Source organism: uncultured Dietzia sp. (genome assembly GCF_937873725.1).
Taxonomy (GTDB): domain Bacteria; phylum Actinomycetota; class Actinomycetes; order Mycobacteriales; family Mycobacteriaceae; genus Dietzia.
Window position 1 is genome coordinate 13,094 of sequence record NZ_CALMYY010000041.1, and the last position, 24,113, is coordinate 37,206.

At 71.3% G+C, this 24,113-nt stretch carries 24 protein-coding genes; 22 read left to right on the forward strand and 2 right to left on the reverse strand.

Annotation, left to right across the window (positions count from 1 at the left end; translation table 11 throughout):
- Positions 1 to 39: 39 nt before the first annotated feature.
- The 10 genes from Q0444_RS03590 (at position 40) to Q0444_RS03635 (ending at position 12,896) form a co-directional block, all read left to right on the forward strand.
- Positions 40 to 2,307, forward strand: coding sequence for a polyribonucleotide nucleotidyltransferase (locus Q0444_RS03590; RefSeq protein ID WP_299021498.1), 2,268 nt, complete (start codon positions 40 to 42; stop codon positions 2,305 to 2,307).
- A gap of 97 nt (positions 2,308 to 2,404) precedes the next feature.
- Positions 2,405 to 3,706: a pitrilysin family protein gene (locus tag Q0444_RS03595; RefSeq protein ID WP_291084916.1), complete on the forward strand. Its 1,302-nt coding sequence runs from the start codon at positions 2,405 to 2,407 to the stop codon at positions 3,704 to 3,706.
- 34 nt (positions 3,707 to 3,740) lie between these two features.
- Positions 3,741 to 4,490 carry a 4-hydroxy-tetrahydrodipicolinate reductase gene (dapB, locus tag Q0444_RS03600; RefSeq protein ID WP_291084913.1) on the forward strand — a complete coding sequence of 250 codons (750 nt, stop codon included), beginning with the start codon at positions 3,741 to 3,743 and terminating at the stop codon, positions 4,488 to 4,490.
- A 9-nt stretch (positions 4,491 to 4,499) separates the two neighbouring features.
- Entirely contained in the window at positions 4,500 to 4,979 is a 480-nt protein-coding gene (locus Q0444_RS03605) for a hypothetical protein (protein ID WP_291084910.1), read from the forward strand.
- Complete coding sequence (locus Q0444_RS03610) at positions 4,976 to 5,428, forward strand: flavodoxin family protein (RefSeq protein ID WP_291084907.1); 453 nt, start codon at positions 4,976 to 4,978, stop codon at positions 5,426 to 5,428. The genes Q0444_RS03605 and Q0444_RS03610 overlap by 4 nt, the downstream gene beginning before the upstream one ends.
- A 35-nt stretch (positions 5,429 to 5,463) precedes the next feature.
- Positions 5,464 to 6,216: an FAD-dependent thymidylate synthase gene (gene thyX, locus Q0444_RS03615; protein ID WP_291084904.1), complete on the forward strand. Its 753-nt coding sequence runs from the start codon at positions 5,464 to 5,466 to the stop codon at positions 6,214 to 6,216.
- Positions 6,217 to 6,274: 58 nt separating this feature from the next.
- A complete protein-coding gene (dapA, locus tag Q0444_RS03620; RefSeq protein WP_291084901.1) occupies positions 6,275 to 7,222 on the forward strand; it encodes a 4-hydroxy-tetrahydrodipicolinate synthase in 948 nt (315 codons plus the stop codon).
- Positions 7,219 to 9,369: a ribonuclease J gene (locus tag Q0444_RS03625; protein ID WP_291084898.1), complete on the forward strand. Its 2,151-nt coding sequence runs from the start codon at positions 7,219 to 7,221 to the stop codon at positions 9,367 to 9,369. Before dapA ends, Q0444_RS03625 begins: the two co-directional genes overlap by 4 nt.
- A gap of 5 nt (positions 9,370 to 9,374) precedes the next feature.
- On the forward strand, positions 9,375 to 10,031 hold the full coding sequence (locus Q0444_RS03630) for a TIGR03085 family metal-binding protein (protein ID WP_291084895.1): 657 nt from the start codon (positions 9,375 to 9,377) through the stop codon (positions 10,029 to 10,031).
- A gap of 60 nt (positions 10,032 to 10,091) precedes the next feature.
- The gene (locus tag Q0444_RS03635; RefSeq protein WP_291084892.1) at positions 10,092 to 12,896 is read left to right on the forward strand and encodes a DNA translocase FtsK; all 2,805 of its coding nucleotides are present in this window, start codon (positions 10,092 to 10,094) and stop codon (positions 12,894 to 12,896) included.
- 35 nt (positions 12,897 to 12,931) lie between these two features.
- On the opposite strand, the gene Q0444_RS03640 is transcribed toward Q0444_RS03635, so the two are convergent.
- Complete coding sequence (locus tag Q0444_RS03640) at positions 12,932 to 13,213, reverse strand: YciI family protein (RefSeq protein ID WP_291084889.1); 282 nt, start codon at positions 13,211 to 13,213, stop codon at positions 12,932 to 12,934.
- Between the two features lie 76 nt (positions 13,214 to 13,289).
- On the opposite strand from Q0444_RS03640, the gene pgsA reads away from it, so the two are divergent.
- The 9 genes from pgsA to Q0444_RS03685 all read left to right on the forward strand — a co-directional run bounded on the left by pgsA (position 13,290) and on the right by Q0444_RS03685 (position 20,026).
- Positions 13,290 to 13,877 (forward strand): CDP-diacylglycerol--glycerol-3-phosphate 3-phosphatidyltransferase, encoded by a 588-nt coding sequence (gene pgsA, locus Q0444_RS03645; RefSeq protein WP_299021511.1) that lies wholly within the window; start codon positions 13,290 to 13,292, stop codon positions 13,875 to 13,877.
- A 17-nt stretch (positions 13,878 to 13,894) separates the two neighbouring features.
- Positions 13,895 to 14,407 carry a CinA family protein gene (locus Q0444_RS03650; protein WP_291084883.1) on the forward strand — a complete coding sequence of 171 codons (513 nt, stop codon included), beginning with the start codon at positions 13,895 to 13,897 and terminating at the stop codon, positions 14,405 to 14,407.
- Between the two features lie 16 nt (positions 14,408 to 14,423).
- Positions 14,424 to 14,738 carry a helix-turn-helix domain-containing protein gene (locus tag Q0444_RS03655; RefSeq protein WP_291084879.1) on the forward strand — a complete coding sequence of 105 codons (315 nt, stop codon included), beginning with the start codon at positions 14,424 to 14,426 and terminating at the stop codon, positions 14,736 to 14,738.
- 104 nt (positions 14,739 to 14,842) lie between these two features.
- A complete protein-coding gene (locus Q0444_RS03660; RefSeq protein WP_299021513.1) occupies positions 14,843 to 15,670 on the forward strand; it encodes a PspA/IM30 family protein in 828 nt (275 codons plus the stop codon).
- A gap of 70 nt (positions 15,671 to 15,740) precedes the next feature.
- Complete coding sequence (locus Q0444_RS03665) at positions 15,741 to 15,935, forward strand: DUF3046 domain-containing protein (protein WP_291084874.1); 195 nt, start codon at positions 15,741 to 15,743, stop codon at positions 15,933 to 15,935.
- Between the two features lie 221 nt (positions 15,936 to 16,156).
- The gene (gene recA, locus Q0444_RS03670) at positions 16,157 to 17,260 is read left to right on the forward strand and encodes a recombinase RecA (RefSeq protein WP_299021515.1); all 1,104 of its coding nucleotides are present in this window, start codon (positions 16,157 to 16,159) and stop codon (positions 17,258 to 17,260) included.
- Positions 17,260 to 17,868 carry a regulatory protein RecX gene (locus Q0444_RS03675; protein ID WP_291084868.1) on the forward strand — a complete coding sequence of 203 codons (609 nt, stop codon included), beginning with the start codon at positions 17,260 to 17,262 and terminating at the stop codon, positions 17,866 to 17,868. Before recA ends, Q0444_RS03675 begins: the two co-directional genes overlap by 1 nt.
- Positions 17,869 to 17,894: 26 nt before the next feature.
- The gene (gene miaB, locus Q0444_RS03680) at positions 17,895 to 19,463 is read left to right on the forward strand and encodes a tRNA (N6-isopentenyl adenosine(37)-C2)-methylthiotransferase MiaB (RefSeq protein WP_291084930.1); all 1,569 of its coding nucleotides are present in this window, start codon (positions 17,895 to 17,897) and stop codon (positions 19,461 to 19,463) included.
- Positions 19,451 to 20,026, forward strand: a complete 576-nt coding sequence (locus Q0444_RS03685; protein ID WP_291084865.1) for a hypothetical protein — start codon at positions 19,451 to 19,453, stop codon at positions 20,024 to 20,026. Before miaB ends, Q0444_RS03685 begins: the two co-directional genes overlap by 13 nt.
- A 33-nt stretch (positions 20,027 to 20,059) precedes the next feature.
- Here the strand turns inward: Q0444_RS03685 and Q0444_RS03690 are convergent, their stop codons facing one another.
- The gene (locus Q0444_RS03690) at positions 20,060 to 21,445 is read right to left on the reverse strand and encodes a DUF349 domain-containing protein (RefSeq protein ID WP_291084862.1); all 1,386 of its coding nucleotides are present in this window, start codon (positions 21,443 to 21,445) and stop codon (positions 20,060 to 20,062) included.
- Positions 21,446 to 21,651: 206 nt separating this feature from the next.
- Between Q0444_RS03690 and Q0444_RS03695 the strand changes: the two genes are divergently transcribed.
- The 3 genes from Q0444_RS03695 to Q0444_RS03705 form a co-directional block, all read left to right on the forward strand.
- The gene (locus Q0444_RS03695; protein ID WP_291084859.1) at positions 21,652 to 22,347 is read left to right on the forward strand and encodes a hypothetical protein; all 696 of its coding nucleotides are present in this window, start codon (positions 21,652 to 21,654) and stop codon (positions 22,345 to 22,347) included.
- Positions 22,344 to 23,297 carry a tRNA (adenosine(37)-N6)-dimethylallyltransferase MiaA gene (gene miaA / locus Q0444_RS03700; protein WP_291084856.1) on the forward strand — a complete coding sequence of 318 codons (954 nt, stop codon included), beginning with the start codon at positions 22,344 to 22,346 and terminating at the stop codon, positions 23,295 to 23,297. The genes Q0444_RS03695 and miaA overlap by 4 nt, the downstream gene beginning before the upstream one ends.
- Positions 23,294 to 24,113: IclR family transcriptional regulator (locus Q0444_RS03705; RefSeq protein ID WP_299021520.1), on the forward strand; the 820-nt coding region annotated here is incomplete at its 3' end. The genes miaA and Q0444_RS03705, both read left to right, overlap by 4 nt.

Sequence of the window (24,113 nt, forward strand, 5' to 3'; positions counted from 1 at the left end):
GCCCAGAGGCCCCCAGTCACCGACAGGACAGGACTACACATGCCAGAGATCACGGCCGTCGAGGTCGAAGACGGAGTCTTCGAGACCGTAGCGACCATCGACAACGGCGACTTCGGTCGCCGCGAGGTGCGCTTCGAGACCGGACGGTTGGCCAAGCAGGCCGCCGGCGCGGTCGTCGCGTACCTGGACGACGACACGATGCTGCTGTCTGCCACCACGGCGGGCAAGCACCCCAAGGAGCACTTCGACTTCTTCCCCCTCACGGTGGACGTCGAGGAGCGCATGTACGCCGCGGGCCGCATCCCCGGCTCGTTCTTCCGGCGTGAGGGCCGGCCGAGCACCGACGCCATCCTCACGTGCCGCCTCATCGACCGGCCGCTGCGCCCGACGTTCGCCGACGGTGTCCGCAACGAGGTCCAGGTCGTCGTGACCGTCATGAGCCTCGACCCCAAGGACCTCTACGACGTCGTGGCGATCAACGCCGCCTCCGCGTCCACGCAGCTGTCCGGCCTCCCGTTCTCGGGGCCCGTCGGCGGCGTGCGGATCGCCCTCATCCCGACGGCCGCCGACCCGGCCGGGCAGTGGGTCGCGTTCCCGACCGTCGAGCAGCTCTCCGACGCCGTCTTCGACATGGTCGTCGCCGGTCGCGTCGTCGGTTCGGGTGACAGCGCCGACGTGGCGATCATGATGGTCGAGGCCGAGGCCACCGGCAACGTCATCGAGAAGATCGCCGGTGGCGCCCAGGCACCCACCGAGGACGTCGTGGCGCAGGGCCTCGAGGCCGCGAAGCCGTTCATCGCCGAGCTGTGCGCCGCGCAGCAGGCGCTGGCCACCGCCGCGCCCACCGAGGCGCGCGAGTTCACGCTGTTCCCGCCCTACCAGGACGACGCGTTCGCCGCCGTCTCCGAGGTCGCGGAGGCGAAGCTGGGCGAGATCATGGCCGTCGCCGACAAGCAGGAGCGCGACGGCGCCACCGACGCGCTCAAGGCCGAGGTCCTGGCCGCGCTCGGCGAGCGCTTCGAGGGCCGCGCCGGGGAGATCGGCGCCGCCTTCAAGTCGCTCACCAAGAAGATCGTCCGCCAGCGCATCCTCACCGACCACTTCCGGATCGACGGACGCGGCACGCGCGACATCCGTGCGCTGTCCGCCGAGGTCGAGGTCATCCCGCGCGCCCACGGCTCGGCGCTGTTCGAGCGTGGCGAGACCCAGATCCTCGGCGTCACCACGCTCGACATGGTGAAGATGGCCCAGCAGATCGACTCGCTCGGTCCGGAGACCAGCAAGCGCTACATGCACCACTACAACTTCCCGCCGTACTCCACCGGCGAGACCGGTCGGGTGGGCTCTCCGAAGCGTCGCGAGATCGGTCACGGTGCGCTCGCGGAGCGGGCGCTCATGCCGGTCCTGCCGAGCGTCGAGGAGTTCCCCTACGCCATCCGGCAGGTCTCCGAGGCCCTCAGCTCCAACGGCTCGACCTCCATGGGGTCGGTCTGCGCCTCCACCCTGTCACTGCTCAACGCCGGCGTGCCCCTCAAGGCCCCCGTCGCGGGCATCGCGATGGGCCTGGTCTCCGACGAGGTCGACGGCGAGACCCGCTACGTGGCCCTCACCGACATCCTCGGCGCCGAGGACGCGTTCGGCGACATGGACTTCAAGGTCGCCGGCACGGGCATGTTCGTCACCGCCCTCCAGCTGGACACCAAGCTCGACGGGATCCCGTCCGAGGTCCTGGCCGGGGCGCTGACCCAGGCCCGCGAGGCCCGGCTGACCATCCTGGACGTGATGGCCGAGGCGATCGACGAGCCGGACGAGCTGAGCCCGTTTGCGCCGCGCATCATCGCGATCAAGGTGCCGGTCGACAAGATCGGAGAGGTGATCGGGCCCAAGGGCAAGATGATCAACTCGATCACGGAGGAGACGGGCGCCTCCGTGTCGATCGAGGACGACGGCACCGTGTACATCGGTGCCACCGACGGCGACTCCGCCCAGGCCGCGATCGACAAGATCAACGCGATCGCCAACCCGCAGCTGCCCAAGGTCGGCGAGCGCTTCCTCGGCACCGTCGTCAAGACCGCCCCGTTCGGCGCGTTCCTCTCCCTGCTCCCGGGCCGTGACGGCCTGGTCCACATCTCCAAGCTGGGCCAGGGCAAGCGGGTCGGCAAGGTCGAGGACGTGGTCAACGTCGGCGACAAGATGCAGGTCGAGATCGCGGATATCGACAACCGCGGCAAGATCAGCCTCATCCCGGTCGGCGACGAGTCGGCCGCTGCGGAGCCGGCCGCCGACGCCGGGAACGACGACAACTGATCCACCGCCGGGGGCCGCGACGGCTCCCGGCACCCCACGAGGCACGCACCCCGCACCCGGGGTGCGTGCCTCGTATCGCTCGAAGGGAGTTCGCGACGTGAGTTCGACGATCCGTGTGGACCGGTCGATCCCCGGGTTGCGGGTGGTGACGGAGAGTCTTCCGTGGTGCCACACCGCCGCCGTCGGGATCTGGATCGCGGCCGGTTCCGCAGACGAGGCGCCCGACGAGCACGGTGCCGCCCACTTCCTCGAGCACGTCCTGTTCAAGCGGACCACCACGGCGACGGGGCGGGAGGTGTCCGAGCGGATCGACCTGTTGGGCGGTGACCTCAACGCCTACACGGGTCGCGAGCACACCTGCTACCACGTCCACGTTCCGGCGGAGGGGCTCGGGACGGCTGTCGACGTCCTGGTGGACGTGGTCGCGAACGGATCGTGCGAGCCGGAGGACGTGGAGATCGAGCGCGAGGTGGTGCTCGACGAACTCGCCGGCCGCGGTGACGATCCGGAGGACCTGGCCTGCGAGCTCGTCACCGGTGCCGTGCTCGGGGGTGACCCGCTCGCCCGGCCGATCATCGGAACCGAGGAGTCGGTGCGGTCACTGGATGCCGACACGCTGCGGGCCTTCCACCGGAGGGTGCTGCGGGCCGGCGACGTGGTGGTGGCCGCGGCCGGCCGGATCGATCACGATGACCTGGTCAGGCGCATCGCCGGGGGTCCGCTGGCCGCCGTCCTCGCCGACGGGGTCCCCGCGCCGGAGGGGTCGGTCCGGACGGTCGGGCTCCAGGGGTGGGCGTCGTCGTCGGTCTTGGTGGGGGAGGACGAGGACGCCGAACAGGTCCTCCTGGCCCTGGCCCGCAGGACCCCGGCCCGCGACCATCCCGACCGCGCCGCCGCGCAGGTCGCGACCGCGGTCCTGGGAGGGGGCCTGAGCTCGCGGCTCTTCCAGCGTGTGCGGGAGGAGCTGGGGCTCGCGTACACCGTCTATTCGTCGCTGGACCAGTTCGGGTCGACCGGACTGGTCTCGGTCGTGGCGGGCAGCCCGGTCGGACGCTTCGACGCACTGTGCGGGGCGGTGGCCGATGTGGTGGCCGGGATGGTCCCCGCCCCTCCCGGGACCGACGAGATCGAGCGGGCGGTCGGGCATCTCACCGGATCCATCAGGCTCGGGTTGGACGACCCGCTGTCGCGGATGACCCGGATCGGCCGCCATCTCCTGGACCGGGACACGGTGGTGACCGTGGAGGAGTCGCTGGGCAGGCTCCGGGCCGTGTCGCGGGACCACGTGGCGGCGTACTGGCTCGGCGAGCCCGCGCCCTGGTGTCTGGCGGCGGTCGGTCCGGGCATGCCCGACGACCACGGCGGCGCGGCTGGATTGCTCGCCGCCGTCGGCGGATAGGCTGGTGACCGGCTTGACGACCATGGAGGAGACGATGACGGTGACGAAGGTCGGGGTGCTGGGTGCACGCGGCAAGGTGGGAACGGCGATCTGCGAGGCCGTCCGGGCTGCGGACGACATGGATCTCGTCGCCGAGGTGGACCAGGGGGACAGCCTGCAGGCGCTCGTCGACTCCGGCGCCGAGGTGGTCGTCGATTTCACCCACCCCGACGTGGTGATGGAGAACCTGGAGTTCTGCATCTCGCACGGCATCCACGCGGTGGTGGGGACGACCGGCTTCACCGACGAGCGCCTGGACCGGCTGCGGCGGTGGCTCGCCTCCAGCCCCGGCACCGGGGTGCTGGTGGCCCCCAACTTCGCCATCGGCGCGATCCTCATGATGCGCTTCGCCGTCCAGGCGGCGAGGTACTTCCCGTCGGCGGAGATCATCGAGCTGCACCACCCCAACAAGGCCGACGCCCCCTCGGGCACCGCGTACCGGACGGCCGAGATGATGGGTGCCGCCCGCGCCGAGGCCGGGCTCGGCCCCGCTCCCGACGCCACCACCACCGAGCTGGACGGCGCACGCGGTGCCGAGGTCGACGGGGTGCGGGTCCACTCGGTCCGGTTGACCGGTCTGGTCGCCCACCAAGAGGTCCTCCTGGGGACCCAGGGGGAGACCCTGACCATCCGCCACGATTCGCTCGACAGGACCTCGTTCGCCCCGGGGGTCCTCCTGGGGATCCGCTCGATCGCGGGCGCCCCCGGCCTGACCGTGGGGCTCGACGCCTTCATGGATCTGTAGGCAGCCGGCGTGGACAGAGTCGTCAAACCCCTGGTCATGGCCCTCACCGCGGTCGGGTTGGTGGTGGCCTTCGGCTACCTGTTCTTCCTGGGGTGGACCATGATCAGCCGCTCGGAGTACCTCGCGATGCGGGGACTCGGGGTGGGCATCATCCTGCTCACCGCCGTCGGTGTGTGGGCGACGTGGGCGATCCTGCGGAACGGTGTGGAACTGCAGCGGATCTCCGCGGCGGCGTCCGCCGAGGGGATCGAACTCGACATCTCCGGGCTCGACAGGCGCCCGTCCGGTCGTCTCGACCACGCCGCCGCGGACGCGCTGTTCGACGCGGTCAGCGCCGAGTACCGGGCCGCCCCGGATGACTGGCGGACCAACTACCGGCTCGCCCGTGCGTACGACCACGCGGGCGACCGCCTCCGGGCCCGCGAAGTGATGCGGGTGGCCATCACCCTGCGCGAGGCGGAGACCCGGCCGACCGGAGAGCCGCGGTGAACACCGTCCTGGTGGTCCATCACGCGCCGTCGCCGCGACTGCGGCGCATCCTGGAGGCGCTCGAGGGCGGGCTCGCGCACCCCGACCTCGAGGGCGTCGCGGTCGAGTCGGTGCCGGCGCTGGCCACGACGGACGACCACGTCCTCCGGGCGGACGGATACGTCCTGCTCACGCCGGCCAACTTCGGCTACATGTCCGGGGCCCTGAAGCACTTCTTCGACCGCACCTACTACACCTGCGAGGGTGCCGTCGCGGGTCGCCCGTACGCGCTCTGCGTGCACGGGGACGACGACACCTCCGGGGCGGTCACCTCCGTCGAACGGATCACGACGGGGTGGGGACTGCGCCGGGTCGCACCCGCGGTCCGGCTCACCGGCGAGCCCGATCGGGGGGACCTGGACGCCGCGTCCGAGGTCGCCTCGACCGTCGCCGCACATCTTCTCGGCTGAACCGCCGAACCTCACGCGATCAAGGGAGACACATCATGTCCGAGCTCGTCCGGCGGCAGGTCCGCATGGTCGCGCACACCGCGTTCACCCCACCCGACGAGATCGGGTGGGACACGGACGCGGACGGCGGATCCGCGCTGGCGGAGTTCGCCGGGAGGGCCTGCTACCAGAGCTGGGACAAGCCCAACCCGCGCACCGCGACCAACGCCGGGTACCTCAGGCACATCCTCGAGGTGGGTCACCTGTCGGTGTTCGAGCACGCCACCGTGACGTTCTACATCACCGGGATCTCCCGGTCGTGCACCCACGAACTCATCCGTCACCGGCACTTCTCCTACAGTCAGCTCTCGCAGCGCTTCGTCCCCGAGCACGACTCGAAGGTCGTGCCCCCGCCGGCGATCGCCGATGATCCGGAACTGGTGGAGATCTTCCGGCGGGCCACCGACGCGTCCCGGGACGCCTACGCCGAGATGCTGTCCAAGCTCGAGGACAGGTTCGCCGACGTCCCCAATCCCATGCTCCGACACAAGCAGGCCCGCCAGGCCGCGCGATCGGTCCTGCCCAACGCCACGGAGACGCGGATCGTGGTGACGGGCAACTACAGGTCGTGGCGGCACTTCATCGGGATGCGGGCCACCGAACACGCCGACACGGAGATCCGCGGGCTGGCCATCGACGTCCTGCGTCAGCTCCGCGACGCCGCGCCGGCGGTGTTCTCCGACTTCGAGATCGCGGCGCTCGAGGACGGTTCCGAGATCGCTGTGAGCCCGTACGTCCTGGAGGGATGACGAGGACCCCCGGGCCGGAATCGGGCCTACCGATCCCCTGGGGGTACTCTGGGAGACCATGACACACGTGACCACTGGGGGCCCGACGACGGCCGTCGGCCAAACGGCCTCCGCCGAATCCGGGCGACCCGCTCCGTTCGGTACGGTGCTCACGGCGATGGTCACCCCTTTCGGGTCGGACGGTTTCGTCGACCTCAAGGCCGTCGCTCGTGTCGCGGAACACCTCGTGGAGACGGGATGCGACGGTCTCGTCGTGTCCGGGACCACGGGGGAGTCACCCACCACCACCGATGCGGAGAAGGTCGCGGTCCTCGAGACCGTCCTGGCGACGGTGGGGGACAGGGCGACGATCGTCGCCGGGGTCGGGACGTACGACACCGCCCATTCCGTGCACCTCGCACGGCAGGCGGCGTCGGTCGGTGCCCACGGAATGCTCGTGGTGACGCCGTACTACTCCAAGCCCACCCAGGCGGGACTCGACGCCCATTTCCGGGCGATCGCCGATGCCACCGACCGGCCGGTGATGCTCTACGACATCCCACCGCGGTCCGTGGTGCCGATCCAGGCGGACACGCTCATCGGACTCTCGTCTCACCCGAACATCGTGGCGGTCAAGGACGCCAAGGGCGATTTCCACGACGCCGTCACCGTGATGTCCCACTGTGACCTCGTCTACTACTCGGGAGACGACCAGCTCAACCTTCCTTGGCTCGCCGTCGGAGCGAGCGGTGTCGTCAGCGTGATCGGCCACGTCGCCGCTGGGCGGCTCGTCGAACTCCGCAACGCCTTTCTGTCCGGAGACGTCGAGACCGCGCGACGGATCAACCTCGGGCTCCTCCCGCTGTTCGACGCCCAACGGGCGCTCGGCGGCGTGTCGATGTCCAAAGCAGCTCTCGAACTTCTCGGGATCCCGGCCGGAGTGCCGCGACTCCCGCAGTTACCACCCACCACCGAGCAGCGGGACGCACTGGCGTCGCTGCTGCACAGAGCAGGAGTCATCACATGACGGACAATCCCACCACCAGCCGCGGACGCGGTCGCACCCGACGTGCGGCAGGTCGCCCCTCCGGCGAGCCCGCCCCCGCCACGGCGGTGCAGTTCACCGAGCCCACGCCCGTCGCCGACCCGCCCGCGTCGAGCGGCGGCGGGGACCGGTCGGCCCAGGAGCAGCCCCAGAAGTCACGCGCCCAGCAGGACAAGGGGCAGCAGGAGAAGGCCCAGCAGGACCAGAACCAGGATGCGTCGAAGGGTGGATCCCGCAGCCGCGGCCGGGGATCCTCCTCCGGTGGAGGCCAGGGCGGTAGCCAGGGCGGCGGAAACCAGGGCGGCGGCGGCCAGAACCGCGGTCAGAGTGGCGGAAACCAGGGCGGCGGCCGCGGGGGCCGTGGTCGGGGACGCGGGACCGGCTCCACCTCGACGGCGGAGTTCGGTGGCGTCAAGACCATGCAGGGCGGGGACATGACCGTCCGCATGCCCAGCCCGCCGAAGCCGCGCAAGGGTGCGCTCCGCCTGGTCGCGCTGGGTGGCATCACGGAGATCGGCCGCAACATGATGACCTTCGAGTACGACTCGAAGCTGCTCATCGTGGACTGCGGTGTCCTCTTCCCGAGCGCCACCGAGCCCGGCGTCGACCTCATCCTCCCGGACTTCGGGCACATCGAGGACCGGCTCGCCAAGGTCGAGGCGTTGGTCCTCACCCACGCCCACGAGGACCACATCGGCGCGATCCCGTTCCTCCTCAAGCTCCGTCCGGACATCCCGGTGGTCGGGTCCAGGTTCACGCTGGCCCTGGTGGCGGCCAAGTGCCGCGAGCACCGGATCAAGCCCGTCTTCCACGAGGTCGACGAGTCGAGCGTGAACTCGTTCGGACCGTTCGAGGTCCGCTACTTCGACGTCAACCACTCGATCCCCGAGTGCCTGGGCGTGGTCGTCCGCGCCGGCGGGAACTCCGTGATGATGTCGGGCGACATCAAGCTCGACCAGCTGCCCACGGACAAGCGGCCCACGGACCTGGCCAAGATGGCGCGGTTCGGCGACGAGGGCATCGACCTGTTGCTGCTGGACTCCACCAACGCCACCACGCCGGGCGTCAGTCGGTCCGAGTCCGAGGTCGGTCCGGCCCTGCAGCGGCTCATCAGCGACGCCCGCAGGCTCGTGGTGGTGGCCTGCTTCGCCTCCAACGTCTACCGCGTCCAGTCCGTCCTCGAGGCCGCCGCCGCGAACGGCCGCAAGGTGGCCCTCACCGGTCGCTCGATGATCCGCAACATGGAGATCGCCCTCGAGCTGGGCCTGCTCACCGACCCCAAGAACGTGATCATCGACATGGACACGGCTGCCAAGCTGCCGTCCGAGAAGATCGTCGTGATGACCACCGGGACCCAGGGTGAGTCCATGGCCGGCCTCTCCCGGATGGCCCGCCGTGAACACCGCCAGATCAACCTCTCCGAGGGCGACACCGTCCTCTTCTCCTCGTCGATCGTCCCGGGCAACGAGGAGCCGGTCTTCAGCGTGCAGAACAGCCTGTCCCAGATGGGCGTGAACGTGGTGACCAGTCGCGAGGCCAACATCCACGTCTCCGGCCACGGCGACGCGGGCGAGCTGCTCTTCGTCTACAACGCGGTGCGCCCCAAGAACGCCATGCCGGTCCACGGCGAGTGGCGTCACCTGCGTGCCAACAGGGCGTTGGCCGTGGCGACCGGCGTCCCCGCGGAGAACGTGGTCCTGGCGCAGAACGGTGTGGTCGTGGATCTGGTCGACGGCAAGGCGACCGCGGTGGGCCAGATCCCCGTCGGGCACCTGTACGTGGACGGCCTGTCCACCGGCGATATCGGGGACACCGTCCTGGCGGACCGCACCGCCCTGAGCGAGGACGGCTTCATCGTGGCCACGGTCGTCGTGGATCCCCGCACCGGTCGGCCGGTGAGCAAGCCCCAGATCATCGCCAAGGGGTTCACCGACGAGCCGGGCGCGCTCGCGCCGGTCGTCGAGTTGGTCGAGAACGCCCTGTGGGACCTGGCAGGGGAGGGCGAGACGGATCCGTACCGACTCGCGCAGGCCGTCCGTCGCACCGTCGGCAAGTGGGTCGCCGAGAAGTGGCGTCGCAAGCCCATGATCGTCCCGACCGTCATCACCTCCGTCCCCGCCGAGGGCTGAGACGCGTGAGCGGCGATCGCTCGACTCTGGCCCGGAGGGAGCGCACCGCTCTCGTCGAGACGATGCGTGCCGCCGGGCCGGAGGCGCCGACGCTGTGCGACGGGTGGACCACGAGGGACCTCGCCGCGCATCTCGTGGTGCGCGAGTTCCGCCCCGACGCGGCCGCCGGCGTGGTCCTGCCGGTCCTCGCCTCACGCATGGAGGAACTCCGGCTCCGCGAGGCGGAACGGCCGTGGGACGAACTCCTCGGGAAGATCGGCGGTGGCGCGCCGTGGTACTCGCCGCTGCGCTACGTCGACAGGGTCGCCAACGCCGCGGAGTACCTCGTCCACCACGAGGACGTCCGCAGGGCGGGGGAGGGGTGGACCCCGCGGGACTTCGACGCCGAGGACCTCGACCGTATCTGGTCGATCGCCACCACCCTGTGCAGGGTCTCGCTCCGGCGGGTCCCGGCACGGATCGAGCTGCGGACCCCGCCGGAGATCCGGTCGACCAGGGCCGGCACCGTGTCGACGGGGGCCGCGCTGGCCCCGGTCGTCGGCATCACCGCCGCGCCGGTCGACCTGCTCCTGTGGGCGTTCGGGCGGGACGCCGTCGACGTGGACATCTCGGGGGCGCAGCGGGGGATCGACGCCGTGAAGGCCGTGTCGCGGGGGTTCTGAACCCCCGCCACCCGTGTGGCTGCTGTTACCAATGGGGTCCGGGGCGATAGAGTGACGCCCATGGCATCCAGTTCGACCACGCGCTCCCCCCGTGCCCCCGGCGGCCGACGTCCGGCATCGAAGTCGGGAGCGCAGCGATCGACCGCGGCCGCCTCGCCGTCGTCCCGTGGGGGTGGTTCCCGTCGCGGCGCGGTGGTCTCGACGCCCAGGACGGGGACCCGCGGTACCTCCCGCGCGGCCGCCCCGGCCCCCGAGCGCACCTCCGGCGCGTTCGGCGCGGTGGGTCGTGGCCTGCGTGGCGGCTGGTCGGCCGTGGCGAAGGGCGTCGGCCACGGAGTCCGGGGCCTGGGTGGCGGCGACGACGACAAGGTGGCGCCACCGCATCGCCGAGACGGTCTCGGGCTGATTCTCGTCGGCATCGCCATCGTGTTCGCGGGCGCCGTGTGGTTCGGGGCCGCCGGGCCCGTCGGTCAGTGGATCGACACCGGGATCCGCACCGTCGTCGGCACGCCCGGTGCGCTCCTCCCGTTGCTGGTGGGCGGCTGGGGCGTTCTCGTGATGGCGAGGGAGCCGCGACCCGACGTCCATTCCCGATGGCTCGTCGGCACGACCATCACGGGGCTGGGCGTCCTCGGCCTGTGGCACCTGGGGTCGGGATCGCCCGCGGATCCCCAGGGTGTCCGCTCGGGGGCCGGCGTGCTCGGCCGGATCGTCGGAGGCACGCTCGAGGCGGGGCTCTCGGTGTTCGTCGCCGTGCCGTTGCTGCTGTTGCTGGTGGCGTTCGGCGTCCTGGTGCTGGTCGGTCGCCCGGCCCGCGAGATCCCGGGCATGGTCCGGGGGTTCTTCGGGTGGGACGGCAGGGGTGACATCGTCGATCACGACGACTACGACCCCGACGCCGACCGTGACGCGGACCGCGGCTACGCCCGCGACCCGGGCGTCGGATACGGGGACGACCCGGACGCCACGACCGCGTACCCGCTGGCCCGGGACGGGTCGCCGGTGGCCCAGGAGCCCGCGCCCCGCCGGAGCCCGCGTCGCCGCGTGGCGGCGTGGTCGCAGACCCCCACCGCGGGCAGGACCGTCGAGATGCCCGCCGCGGCCGACGCCGGTGCCGAGCCCGTCGTCGAGCCCCCGACCGCCCCGGTCGAGTCGCCGGACGTCCCCGTCGAGCCCCCCGCGCGGACCCGGCGCGCGCCCCGCACCCCGGTCGCCGCCGCTGCCCGCGCCGTCGACACGGCGGTGCCGCAGGCCGACATCCCGCAGCCCCACACGGCGGCGGACGGCGACGCCGAGGTGCTCGATTCGCAGAAGCAACTGCTCAACGGGGTCGAGTACACGCTGCCGCCGGTGGGCCTGCTCACCGCGGGTGACCCGCCCAAGGCGCGCAGCGAGTCCAACGACCAGATGATCGACGCCATCCAGGGCGTCCTCGAGCAGTTCAAGATCGACGCGGCCGTCACCGGGTTCACCCGGGGCCCGACGGTGACCCGCTACGAGGTCGAGCTCGGTCCGGGCGTGAAGGTCGAGAAGATCACGGCCCTGCACCGCAACATCGCCTACGCGGTGGCCACCGACAACGTGCGGCTCCTCGCCCCGATCCCCGGCAAGTCGGCGGTCGGCATCGAGGTCCCCAACCTCGACCGTGAACTCGTCCGTCTGGCGGACGTCCTCAACGACCCCAAGACCGCCAACAAGCAGAATCCCATGCTCATCGGCCTGGGCAAGGACATCGAGGGCGACTTCGTCACCGCCGACCTGTCCAAGATGCCGCACCTGCTGGTCGCGGGCTCGACCGGCTCGGGCAAGTCCAGCTTCGTCAACTCCATGCTCGTGTCGCTGCTCACCCGCGCGACCCCGGACGAGGTCCGGCTGATCCTGGTCGACCCGAAGATGGTCGAGTTGACCCCGTACGAGGGCATCCCGCACCTCATCACGCCGATCATCACCCAGCCCAAGAAGGCGGCGGCCGCGCTGGCGTGGCTCGTGGAGGAGATGGAGCAGCGCTACCAGGACATGAAGTCCACGCGGGTACGACACATCACCGACTTCAACGAGCGGGTGAAGTCGGGGGTGATCACGACGCCTCCGGGCAGCGAGCGCGTGTACCGCCCGTACCCGTACATCGTGGCCGTGGTCGACGAGTTGGCGGACCTCATGATGACGGCTCCGCGCGACATCGAGGACGCGATCGTCCGCATCACCCAGAAGGCCCGCGCCGCCGGAATCCACCTGGTGCTGGCCACCCAGCGCCCGTCCGTCGACGTGGTCACCGGCCTCATCAAGACCAACGTCCCGTCCCGTCTCGCGTTCGCCACCTCGTCGCTCACCGACTCGCGGGTCATCCTCGACCAGGCGGGCGCGGAGAAGCTCATCGGCATGGGCGACGGGCTCTTCATCCCGATGGGCGCGTCACGGCCCGTGCGCATGCAGGGCGCGTTCATCACCGACGAGGAGATCCACGCGGTCGTGGACTACGCCAAGAACCAGGCGGAGCCGGACTACGACGACACCGTCACCGCGGCGAAGGAGGAGTCCAGGAAAGACGTCGACGGCGACATCGGCGACGACCTCGACGACCTGCTCGCCGCCGTGGAGCTCGTGGTCTCGAGCCAATTCGGGTCCACCTCGATGCTCCAGCGCAAGCTCCGGGTCGGGTTCGCCAAGGCCGGTCGCCTCATGGACCTGATGGAGTCGCGGGACATCGTGGGACCCTCCGAGGGATCCAAGGCCCGCGACGTCCTGGTCAAGCCGGAGGAGCTCGCCTCCGTGATCTGGATGATCAAGGGCGGGACGGCGCCGGAGCAGGATCCGGGGGACGTGGAGGACCGGAGCGAGAGCCCGGCCGGGGCGCCCGTGGGCTGACCCACGGCGGCGGTCGCACCGGCCGGGGCCGTGGGTCAGGCGAGCACGCCGAACACGGGCATCCACTCCCGGACGGTGGTCTCGGAGACCATCCCGCGCACGCAGTGCGGGTCACCGGCGATCAGGGCCCTCGCCTCCTCCGGGCCGGGGGCGTCCACGACCAGTAGCGCACCGGATCCGTCGACGAACGGTCCGACCGAGCGGATCGTGCCCGCCTCGACCTGCGCGGACAGCCATTCGCGGTGGGCGGGCTTGTTCGCCTCGCGGTCCTCGCTCTGCGAGGCGTCGTAGCGGTAGGTCACGGCGAAGAGCGGCATGGATCGATACTCCCTGGGATCGGCGGGTGGGCTGTGCGGTCAAGGGTATTCCCGTCCGTCTCGCTAAGGTGAGGGGGTGACTTCTCCCACGACCGAAGACGGCCGCTCCGGCACCGAGGTCCCCGTCCTCAACATCGCGAACGTCCTCACGGTGGTGCGGATCGTGCTCGTGCCGGTCTTCCTCGTCCTGTTCTTCGTGGCCGATGCGCAGGACGCGTGGTGGCGCGTCGGCGCGTTCCTGGTGTTCCTCGTGGCGATGGGGACCGACTACGTGGACGGGTACCTCGCCCGGAGACTGGGCTTGGTCACCGATTTCGGCAAGATCGCCGACCCGATCGCCGACAAGGCGCTCATGGCCGCGGCGATGATCTCGTTGTCCCTGGTGGGCGAGCTGTTCTGGTGGGTGACGATCGTGATCCTCGTCCGCGAGGTCGGGATCACCCTGTGGCGCCTCTTCGGCGTCGACCACGTGGTGGCCGCGAGCAGGGGCGGGAAGCTCAAGACGGTCACCCAGACGGTCGGGCTGGGGATGCTCATCCTCCCGCTCCCGCGCTGGGTGTGGCCGATCGAGTGGGCGGTGATCGGGGTGGCGCTCGTCCTGACCGTCTACACGGGTATCGACTACCTGGTCAAGGCCCGGCAGGCCGCCCGGTCCGGCCTCTGAGGCGCCGGGAACCCGCGATGTCCCCCTCGCCTCCCCCCGACACGAGGGCCGTGGCGGCCGTGTCCGCGCTCCGGGCGCGTGGGTGGACGCTGGCGACGGCGGAATCCCTCACCGCGGGGCTGCTCTCCGCCACGGTGGCGGAGGTTCCCGGGGCGAGCCTGGTGCTGCGAGGCGGCCTCGTGGTCTACGCCACCGATCTCAAGCACGAGCTCGCCGGGGTGCCCGAGGAGATGCTGGCGCGGCACGGGGCGGTCTCCGGCGAGACGGCACGGGCGCTCGCGGCCGGCGCGGCCCGTCGATGTGGTGCCGACGTCGGGGTGGGGCTGACCGGCGTGGCCGGACCGGATGGTCAGGAGGGGCGGGCGGTGGGGACGGTCCACCTCGGGGTGTGCACGCCGGGCGTCGAACCGTGGTCTGTCGAGCTGTCCCTGGACGGGGACCGCGGCGCCATCCGTCGAGGGGCCTGCGCCGCCGCGTTGGAACTGCTGGTCCGGGTTGCCGACGGTGCCGGGAACGAATCGGGGACATGAGGCGTTGTACCCCGTGATGCCGAACATCCAGATGACCACGCTGCCCCGACCGGACCACCGGAGCGGGCCCCCACTCCTACGCGAGACCCTCGGCACGGTGCTCCGTCGCCTGCGGGGCGAATCCGGTCGGACGCTGCGGGACGTGGCCGACGCCGCCCGCGTGAGTCCCGGGTACCTCTCGGAGATCGAGCGCGGACGCAAGGAGGCCTCGAGCGAGTTGCTCGCCTCCATCTCCGGGGCCCTCGAGGTGTCGCTCGGTGAGATCCTCATCCGCGCCGCCCTGGAGGTCTCCCCGCCCGGGACCGTCGCGGAACCGGTCCTCGCCGCCTGAGTTCCCCCGCAGCCGCCGGAACCGCCCGGTGGTCCCACGAGGGCGTTGTTCGGTACCGTGGTATCGACCCGTCGTCCGAATCGGCAGAAGGACACTACGCAGCGATGGCCAATCCGTTCACCAAGGCATGGCGCTACCTCATGGCGTTGTTCGATTCGAAGATCGACGAGAAGGCCGACCCGAAGGTCCAGATCCAGCAGGCCATCGCCGACGCCCAACGCCAGCATCAGCAGCTCTCCCAGCAGGCCGCCGCCGTCATCGGCAACCAGCGGCAGCTGGAGATGAAGCTCAACAGGCAGCTCGCGGACATCGAGAAGCTCCAGGGGTCGATCCGTCAGGCACTTCAGATGTCCGAGCAGGCCCGGCTCAACGGCGACGCGCAGAAGGCGACGGACTACGAGAACGCCGCGGAGGCATTTGCCGCGCAGCTCGTCACCGCCGAGCAGAACGTCGAGGACCTCAAGGGACTCCACGACCAGTCACTCCAGGCCGCCGCGCAGGCGAAGAAGGCCGTCGAGCAGAACGCGATGGTCCTCCAGCAGAAGGTGGCGGAACGGACGAAGCTGCTCAGCCAGCTGGAGCAGGCCAAGATGCAGGAGCAGGTCAGCGCGTCCCTGCAGTCCATGTCCGAGCTGTCCGCGGGCGGTAACACCCCGAACCTGGACCAGGTCCGCGACAAGATCGAACGCCGCTACGCCAACGCGCTCGGCTCGGCCGAGCTCGCCCAGAACTCGGTGCAGGGGCGGATGCTCGAGGTCGAGCAGGCCTCCACGCAGATGGCCGGCCACAGCCGGCTCGAGCAGATCAGGGCGTCGATGAAGGCCGAGGGCGGTCAGCTCGGGCAGGCTGCCGGCGCCGCCGGCGAGCTGTCCCAGGGGCAGCCCCAGCAGGCCACCCCGCCCCAGCAGCAGGCGCAGACCGAGCAGCAGTGACTCTGTCGACCACGGGCCGCCGGCGTTCAGGCCGGCGGCCCGTCGTCGTCCGCGGAGGAGGACGGGTCGGATGACGTTGACGGAGTTCCGGGCCAGGACCGCGGAGGCGTTCGGTGATCTCCGGGCGGACCACCTCGTACGGTCCCACCACCTCGCGACCTTCGGCGGGCGGACGGCGAGCGAGGCCATCGATGCCGGGGAACCGGTCAAGCAGGTGTGGTTGGCACTCTGTGCGGAGTTCGAGGTCCCCGACGCGCTCCGGTGAGGACACGCCGGGGCGCGCCTGCGGATCTCGAACAGGCGTTCGGCTACACTGGGATCACGCGTGGACGGGGGTACCGATCCACAGGGAGTCATCCCTCCACAGGGGGCGGTCGCCGGGCCTCGTACGACGCTTCGTGTCGTACCCGGCCCGTAACGTCCGCCAGTGAGCAGACCACACAGACCCACCGACACCCGGGGGTCGAAGCACGAACGGAGATCATCATGGCAGCCAAGGCCAGGACGCACACGGGCAAGCCGGGCGCGGCCCAGAATCGCGAGCAGGCGCTGGAGTTGGCGCTCGCGCAGATCGACAAGGCGTACGGCAAGGGTTCGGTCATGCGACTCGGGGACGACACCCGGCCGCCGATCCAGGTGATCCCGTCCGGCGCGCTCTCCCTCGACGTCGCGCTCGGAGTCGGGGGTTTCCCCCGGGGTCGCGTCGTGGAGATCTACGGCCCTGAGTCCTCGGGTAAGACCACGGTCGCGCTGCACGCGGTGGCCAACGCCCAGGCGGCCGGCGGCATCGCCGCGTTCATCGACGCGGAGCACGCGCTGGATCCCGAGTACGCCCGCAAGCTCGGGGTGGACACGGACAACCTCATCGTCTCCCAGCCCGACACGGGCGAGCAGGCGCTGGAGATCGCCGACATGCTTGTCCGGTCGGGGTCGATCGACATCCTCGTCATCGACTCGGTGGCGGCGTTGGTGCCGCGGGCCGAGATCGAGGGCGAGATGGGCGACAGTCACGTGGGGCTGCAGGCCCGGCTCATGAGCCAGGCGTTGCGGAAGATGACCGGTGCGTTGCACAACACCAACACCACGGCGGTGTTCATCAACCAGCTGCGCGAGAAGATCGGCGTGATGTTCGGTTCGCCGGAGACCACCACGGGTGGCAAGGCGCTGAAGTTCTACGCGTCTGTCCGGCTGGACGTGCGACGCATCGAGACGTTGAAGGACGGTGCCGACGCGGTCGGCAACCGCACCAAGGTCAAGGTGGTCAAGAACAAGGTGGCGCCGCCGTTCAAGATCGCCGAGTTCGACATCCTCTACGGCGAGGGCATCAGCCGCGAGGGGTCGCTGATCGACATGGGCGTGGAGAACGGCTTTATCAAGAAATCCGGTTCCTGGTTCACCTACGGGCCCGACCAGCTGGGGCAGGGCAAGGAGAACGCCCGTCGGTATCTCAAGGAGAACCCGGAGGTCCGGGACGAGATCGAGCGGAAGATCCTCGACAAGCTCAACATCGGTGCCGGAGCGGAGATCGCGGAGATCGAGGCCGAGTCCGACGCGGACGCGCCCATCGACGTGGTGCCCGTCGAGTTCTAATGGCGGCGCAGGAGCGTGGGCCGTCCGGGCCCGGGGGCCGGCTCGACGCGGATCAACTGCGCTCGGCCGTCGACGCGGTGCAATCGCGGGCCTCGAGCACCTCGGACCTACCACCCCTGGCGCCCGAGGCGCACGAGGCGGCGTCGGCCGCGCTCCGGCTGCTGCGGTACCGGCCGCGGAGCGAGCACGAACTCCGCGAGCGGCTGCTGTCCAAGGAACACGAACCCCGGGCGGTCGACGAGGCGCTGGAGCGGATACGGATCTGGGGTCTGATCGACGACGCGGACTTCGCCTCGGAATGGGTCCGCGGCCGACGACGTCGGAGGGGACGCTCGCGGGGCGCGCTCGAACGCGAACTGCGGGAGAAGGGCGTCGCGGAGACGCATATCGCCGGCGCGGTGGCGGGAATCGAGGAGTCGGATGACAGGAATCAGGCCGCCGAGCTCGTGCGCGGCCGCCTGGCGAGAAAGCCGGCGGCGATCGGCCCCGGGGCGGATATCCAGGGGGAGAAGCGCAGGCTGGTGGCCTTCCTCGCCCGGCGGGGTTATCCCACGGGGTTGGCGATGTCCGTGGTGAACGCCGAATTGGCGGCCCAGGCGTCGGGCTGAGTACCCTGGCCTGCGTGGATTCTCTCGTGACCGACCCGCAGACGGTAGACGCGGACGCCCGCGTCGAGGGCGTCGGTGTCCGCACCTATCAGGTGCGGACCTTCGGATGCCAGATGAACGTCCATGACTCGGAGCGGCTCTCCGGCGTCCTCGACGCCGCCGGCTACGTCCCCTTCGAGGGTGAGGCGGACCCGGCGGAGGGGAGCCTGCCCGACCTGGTGGTGTTCAACACCTGCGCCGTCCGGGAGAACGCGGACAACCGGCTCTACGGCACCCTCGGCCACCTGCGACCGTGGAAGGACGCCAATCCGCGGCTGCAGATCGCCGTGGGTGGCTGCCTCGCCCAGAAGGACAAGGACGTCGTGGTGTCACGGGCGCCGTGGGTCGACGTGGTGTTCGGGACCCACAACCTCGGGCACCTGCCCGCCCTGCTCGAGCGCTCGCGGCACAACGAGCGTGCCGAGGTGGAGATCGCGGACTCGCTGCAGCACTTCCCGTCGACCTTGCCGGCCACCCGCGAGTCCGCCTACGCGGGCTGGGTGTCGGTCTCCGTCGGCTGCAACAACACCTGCACGTTCTGCATCGTTCCCTCCCTGCGGGGCAAGGAGGTGGACCGGCGCCCCGGTGAGGTCCTCGCGGAGATGCAGGCCCTGGCGGACGAGGGCGTGATCGAGGTAACGCTTCTCGGGCAGAACGTCAACGCCTACGGACGGTCGTTCCACGACCCCGGGGAGCCCTCCGACAGGGGCGCCTTCGCCAAGCTGCTCCGGGCGGCCGGCCGGATCGACGGCATCGAGAGGATCAGGTTCACCTCTCCGCACCCGGCGGAGTTCACGGACGACGTGATCGAGGCGATGGCGGAGACGCCCAACGTCTGCCCCCAGCTCCACATGCCGCTGCAGTCCGGCTCGGACCGGATCCTCCGCGCCATGCGCAGGTCCTACCGGTCGGAGCGGTTCCTCGGCATCCTCGACAGGGTCCGGGCCGTCATGCCACACGCGGCGATCACGACCGACATCATCGTCGGTTTCCCCGGGGAGACCGAGGAGGACTTCCAGGCGACCCTCGACGTGGTGGAGAAGGCCCGATTCACCAGCGCCTACACGTTCCAGTACTCGCCCCGTCCCGGGACGCCGGCCGCCACGATGGGCGACCAGATCCCCAAGTCCGTGGTGCAGGAACGCTACGAGCGGTTGATCGACCTGCAGGAGCGCATCACGCTCGAGGAGAACCGGGCGCAGATCGGCCGCGAGGTCGAGCTCCTCGTCACCGCCGACGAGGGCCGCAAGAACGCCGCCACCGCCCGGATGACCGGGCGGGCGCGAGACGGGCGGCTGGTGCACTTCGCCCCCGTCGGCGCGCACGCCGGGCGGATCCGTCCCGGGGACGTGATCACCACCCGGATCACCGCGGCCGCCCCCCACCACCTGCTGGCCGACGACGGCGTGCTGACCTGCCGCGCCACCCGTGCGGGGGACCGTCACGAGGCCGGCGAGAAGCCCGAGACCCCGCCGATCGGGGTGGGACTCGGACTGCCCACCCTGCGCCTCGACGTGGTCAGCGCCGACACCACCGAGAAGGGATGCCTCACGTGAGCATCGAGGATCGACCCGACCCCATCGCGGGGATCATGGACGTCACCCGGAACGCCGAGTCGGAGTTGCGGCGCAGGGACCGCGCCCTGGGCCGCACGCTGGTCATCGGGAAGGCATATCTGGCCTCAGCGGTGCTGATCGTCCTCCTCGCGGCCGCGCTCGCGCTTCCGCACAGCGCGGGCGTGCGGGGATTGGACGTGCTGTTCTTCACCGAGGTCGCCCGCGAGCAGGAGACGTCCCTTCCCTCCCATGTCTTTGTGCTGCTCTACTCCGTCGGGACGATCGTGTTCGGGGCCATGATGATCCTCACCCAGAAATGGTGGGCGGCGGGCATCGCCTGGGGCGCGAGCTGCGTGGCCGCGGTCTACGGGGTGCTGGCCATCTGGCTACGCCAGTCCGGACGCGGCCCCAATCCCGACTTCCCGCAGTTCGGTGCACCCGGCATCGGGTTGTATCTCAGCGAGATCCTGGTGTTGGCTCTGGTGATGACCCTCGCCGGGGTGCTGTTCGCGCGGGTGCCCGAGCAGTTCGACGTGGAGGAGTCCGCCCGCCACGGTGACTGAGACCGGCGGCGGCGACCGACCCACGCGGCGGCGTCAGCGGGTCTCGACGGCGTTCTCCGCGGCCTCTGCCCACTCCCTCCACTGAGCGGCCTGCGCGCGGGCCTCGCCCGCCTCGTCGGCCCGGCCCGCGGCGTCCGCCTTGGCGGCCTGCGCCTCGAAATCCTCGACCCGCACCCAGAACTGAGCCGCCCGGGCCTTGGCCTCGGGATCGGTCCGGCGCCACTCGGAATCCGCGGCGTCCGAGACCGACTTCTCCAGCGCCCGGATCCGTCCCTCGAGTTGGCCCATCTTCTCCCGCGGAACCTTCCCGATCTCCTCCCACCGGGTCTGCAGCTCGCGCAACGCCGACCGCGCGGCGGCCAGATCCCTGGCCGGGTCGATTCGGCCCTGGAACTCGGCGAGGAGGGACTCCTTGGCGGTGGCGTTGCCCTCGAACTCGGAGTCGCGCTCCGCCGCCGCGGCGTGCCGGGCGTCGAAGAAGGTGTCCTGGGCGGCCTTGAACCGCTTCCACAGCGCGTCGTCGGCGTCGCGGGGGGCCCGGCCCGCGGCCTTCCACTCGTCCATGAGCCGTCGGAACGCGGTGGCGGTGTCGTTCCAGTCGGTCGATCCCGAGATCGCCTCGGCGCGCTCGACCAGGTCCTCCTTGACCCGCCTGACGGAGGCCCGGTTACGGTCCAGGTCGGCGAAATGCGATCCGCGGCGTCGGTTGAACGCCTCCCGCGCCTTGGAGAATCGCTTCCAGAGAGCGTCATCGGTCTTGCGGTCGATCCCGCGGATGGTCTTCCACTCCTCGAGGATCGTCCTGAGGCGGTCTCCCGCGGCCTTCCACTGGGTGGAGGACTCCCCGATCTCCTCCGCCTCGGCGGCGAGGGCCTCCTTACGCGCGACGGCGGCCGCCCGCTCCTCGTCCTTACGGAGGCGGGCGTCCTTCTCCACCGCGGTGGAGCGCTCGATCACCGCTGCGGCGCGGGCCGCGAGCGAGTCCAGGTCACCCACGGCGGCGGCGGTCGGGATCTGCTCCGCGAGCGACTCGGCCGAGGCGCGGGTCTTGCGCGCGTCCTGCGGATGGGAGTCCAGGCGGGCTTCGAGCAGCGCGACCTCCGCGACGAGGTCATCGAAGCGGAGGCCGAAGTGGGCCAGGCCCTCCTCCGGGGCGCCGGCCTGCCAGGAACCGACCTGCCGCTCGCCGTCCGGGGTCCGGACGAACACCGCACCGGTGTCGTCGACCCGACCCCATTCGGACGGATCGGAGGCCCGGACGACCCGTGGTTCGGGGGACGTGGCGGGTCTCGCGGCGATCTTCCGGGCCAGTGCGGCGGGCGAAGGCGCACCCGGGCGAGGCCCGGGAGTCGGTGTGGGGGCCGCTGCGGCCCCCCCGGCGTCCGTGTCGCCCGGGGTGGTGGCTGGGTTGTCGCTCATCTCGTCCTCATTCCATTCTGCCGCGTGACACGGCACCGTCACCGGACTCTCGCCGGTCATCGCCTCGCCGGCCCCTCCCGGGGACGGCATCCCCCTAGTGTGTACCAACCACCGGCCGGAAGTCGGTGGATCCCCGCCGACTGGCCGACGAGCCCCCGTCGGGTCCGGAGGGCCGGCTCCCGGGGAGGTCAGTAAGGTGGCGGGGTGTGAGCACCTCAGTAGTCCTGTTGCCCGGTGCGCCGGTTCTGGTGCCCGAATTGTCCGGCGCGGCCGCGGCGGACACGGCCGATCAGGTCGCGCGGGCCGTGGCGGCGCTCAGGTCCGCCGCCTCCGGGTGCTCTCTCGTGGTGGTCCTGGGCTCCGATCCCCAAGGTCGCACCCTCTGCGATGTGCGGGCCTCCCTCGGCCGGTGGGGGGTACCCATCCCGGTCGGGCGACCGGGCAGCCCGGAGGCGGGGGATTCGCAAGTCCCTGACTCGGCGCTGCTCGGCTGGTGGTTCCTCGACCGCGCCGGGATCGACCTCCCGAGAGCGTTCGTGGGCGTCCCCGGCGAGGGATCCTCCCCGGGGGACCCGGTGTCGGATGCCCTCGTCGTCGTCGTGGCGGACGGTCCCGCCTCCCTCGCCGCCCGGGCACCGGTCCCCGAGGACCCCCGCGGCGTGGCGCTCGACGCCGCCCTGACCGACTGGGTGCGGCGCGGCGGAGCGCTGCCCGACCCGGGGGCCGCGGTGGCGGAGTCCGTGGGCTGGTGGACCCGGCCGGTGTGGGGTGTCCTGGCCCGGCTGGTCGGGGAGCGGGCCGCCACCCGGGCCGAGTCCTGGGCACCCTTCGGCGTGGGCTACCACTGCGCGCAGTGGGATCTCCCGTCGCCGGCGGCCCCGACCCCCGGTGGCCCCACGTGAGCGGGCCCGCGCCCGTCGCGGTGGTTGGGGCGACGGGGACCGGGAAGTCCGACCTCGCCCTCGATCTGGCCGAGCGGCTGGGCGGGGAGGTGGTCAACTGCGACGCGATGCAGCAGTACCGCGGCATGGATATCGGGACCGCCAAACTCCCGCCCTCCGAGCGTCGGGGCATCCCGCACCACCGGATCGACGTCCTCGAGGTCTCCGAGACGGCGAGTGTGGCCGACTTCCGCCGCGAGGCGGAGCGCGAGATCGCCGAGATCCGGGAGCGGGGCCACGTCCCGATCCTGTGTGGCGGCTCGATGCTGTACGTCCAGGCGCTGGTCGACGACTGGTCCATCCCCGACACCGATCCGCTCGTCCGGGCCCGGTTCGAGCGCCGCCTCGGGGAGGAGGGGGTGCAGGCGCTTCACGACGAGTTGGCGAGGGTGGACCCGGAGGCCGCGCGGACCATCCTGCCGACCGACCCCCGCCGCACGGTCCGCGCGCTGGAGGTCGTGGAGATCACCGGACGACCGTTCTCCGCGTCGCGCCCCACGATCGGTGAGCCACGGTGGGGGACACGGCTCCTGGGCCTCCGGTGCGCGCTACCGGAACTCGACGCCCGCCTGGCCGCCCGCACCTCCCGTATGTTCGCCGGGGGACTGGTCGAGGAGGTCCGCGACCTGGTCGCCGGTGGGCTGCTGGAGGGGGTCACCGCCCGCCGTGCCATCGGGTACGCGCAGGTGCTCGACGAGATGGACGACCGGCTCGCGCTCGACGAGCAGGCGGTGTCCCGGGCGCACGAGCGCACCGTGATCGGCACGCGCAGGTACGTCCGGCGGCAGCGGTCGTGGTTCGGTCGGGACCATCGGATCCGGTGGATCGACACGGACACCGACGGCCGGGCCGATGATGCGGCGAGCCCGCTGGAGACGGCACTCGACCTGCTCGGTGAGGCGGGGCGATGAGCTCGGCGCGTCCGGCGCGGGGGCGGGTCCAGTCCGTCGAGCGTGCGCTCTCGCTGCTGGACGCGTTGACCCGTCGGGGTGGGCGCGCCACGCTGGGGGAACTCTGCGCGGACACCGGTCTGGCCGCGGCGACTGTTCACCGACTGTGCGGCACGCTCGCGGAGTCCGGCCACCTCCGCCGCGACGCCCGGCGCGACTACCTTCTCGGGCCGAGGCTCCAGCGGGTCGGCGAGGCGGCCCGCCGCGCGACGCTGTCCTGGGCCGAGCCGGTGCTGTCCGCGGTGGTCGAAGCCACCGGGGAGACCGCCAACCTCGCCGTGCGGGAGGGGGACGGTGTGGTGTACCTCGCCCAGGTGCCCTCGCCTCACTCGATGCGGATGTTCACCGAGGTGGGGCGACGGGTGGAGGTGCACTGCACCGCCGTGGGTAAGGCGCTGATCGCGCAGGACGACGACGACGAGGTGCTCGCCATGCTCGGCCGGGCCGGGATGCGCCGGTACACCGACACGACGATCGTCGACACCGCCGCGATGCTCGCCGAGTTGGACCGCGTGCGACGGTCCGGCTTCGCGACCGACGAGTCCGAGCAGGAGGAGGGGGTGCGCTGCGTGGCGATCGCGGTCGGGGCGGGGGACGCGGCGTTCGCGGTGTCCGCCTCCGGGCCGGAGGCCAGGTTCACCCGGGAGCGGCGGGACGCCGGCGGGCGGGGGGCGGGCGCGGGGGGGGGCCCGGGCACCCCCCCACGGGCGGCGGCACCCCCCCCCCGCGCCTGCGGGAAGTCCAGCACCCCGCCAGCATGGTCCCAGCGGCTGTGGC

Bases quoted from the DNA above. Each gene is read 5' to 3' on its own strand.
- Q0444_RS03650 (WP_291084883.1), top strand. From the start codon at position 13,895: ATGTCCCCCTCGCCTCCCCCCGACACGAGGGCCGTGGCGGCCGTGTCC.
- Q0444_RS03655 (WP_291084879.1), top strand. From the start codon at position 14,424: ATGCCGAACATCCAGATGACCACGCTGCCCCGACCGGACCACCGGAGC.
- thyX (WP_291084904.1), top strand. From the start codon at position 5,464: ATGTCCGAGCTCGTCCGGCGGCAGGTCCGCATGGTCGCGCACACCGCG.
- Q0444_RS03685 (WP_291084865.1), top strand. From the start codon at position 19,451: ATGCCTCACGTGAGCATCGAGGATCGACCCGACCCCATCGCGGGGATC.
- recA (WP_299021515.1), top strand. From the start codon at position 16,157: ATGGCAGCCAAGGCCAGGACGCACACGGGCAAGCCGGGCGCGGCCCAG.
- Q0444_RS03665 (WP_291084874.1), top strand. From the start codon at position 15,741: ATGACGTTGACGGAGTTCCGGGCCAGGACCGCGGAGGCGTTCGGTGAT.
- Q0444_RS03625 (WP_291084898.1), top strand. From the start codon at position 7,219: ATGACGGACAATCCCACCACCAGCCGCGGACGCGGTCGCACCCGACGT.
- Q0444_RS03590 (WP_299021498.1), top strand. From the start codon at position 40: ATGCCAGAGATCACGGCCGTCGAGGTCGAAGACGGAGTCTTCGAGACC.
- Q0444_RS03635 (WP_291084892.1), top strand. From the start codon at position 10,092: ATGGCATCCAGTTCGACCACGCGCTCCCCCCGTGCCCCCGGCGGCCGA.
- Q0444_RS03640 (WP_291084889.1), bottom strand. From the start codon at position 13,213: ATGCCGCTCTTCGCCGTGACCTACCGCTACGACGCCTCGCAGAGCGAG.
- dapB (WP_291084913.1), top strand. From the start codon at position 3,741: ATGACGGTGACGAAGGTCGGGGTGCTGGGTGCACGCGGCAAGGTGGGA.
- Q0444_RS03690 (WP_291084862.1), bottom strand. From the start codon at position 21,445: ATGAGCGACAACCCAGCCACCACCCCGGGCGACACGGACGCCGGGGGG.
- dapA (WP_291084901.1), top strand. From the start codon at position 6,275: ATGACACACGTGACCACTGGGGGCCCGACGACGGCCGTCGGCCAAACG.
- Q0444_RS03675 (WP_291084868.1), top strand. From the start codon at position 17,260: ATGGCGGCGCAGGAGCGTGGGCCGTCCGGGCCCGGGGGCCGGCTCGAC.
- Q0444_RS03660 (WP_299021513.1), top strand. From the start codon at position 14,843: ATGGCCAATCCGTTCACCAAGGCATGGCGCTACCTCATGGCGTTGTTC.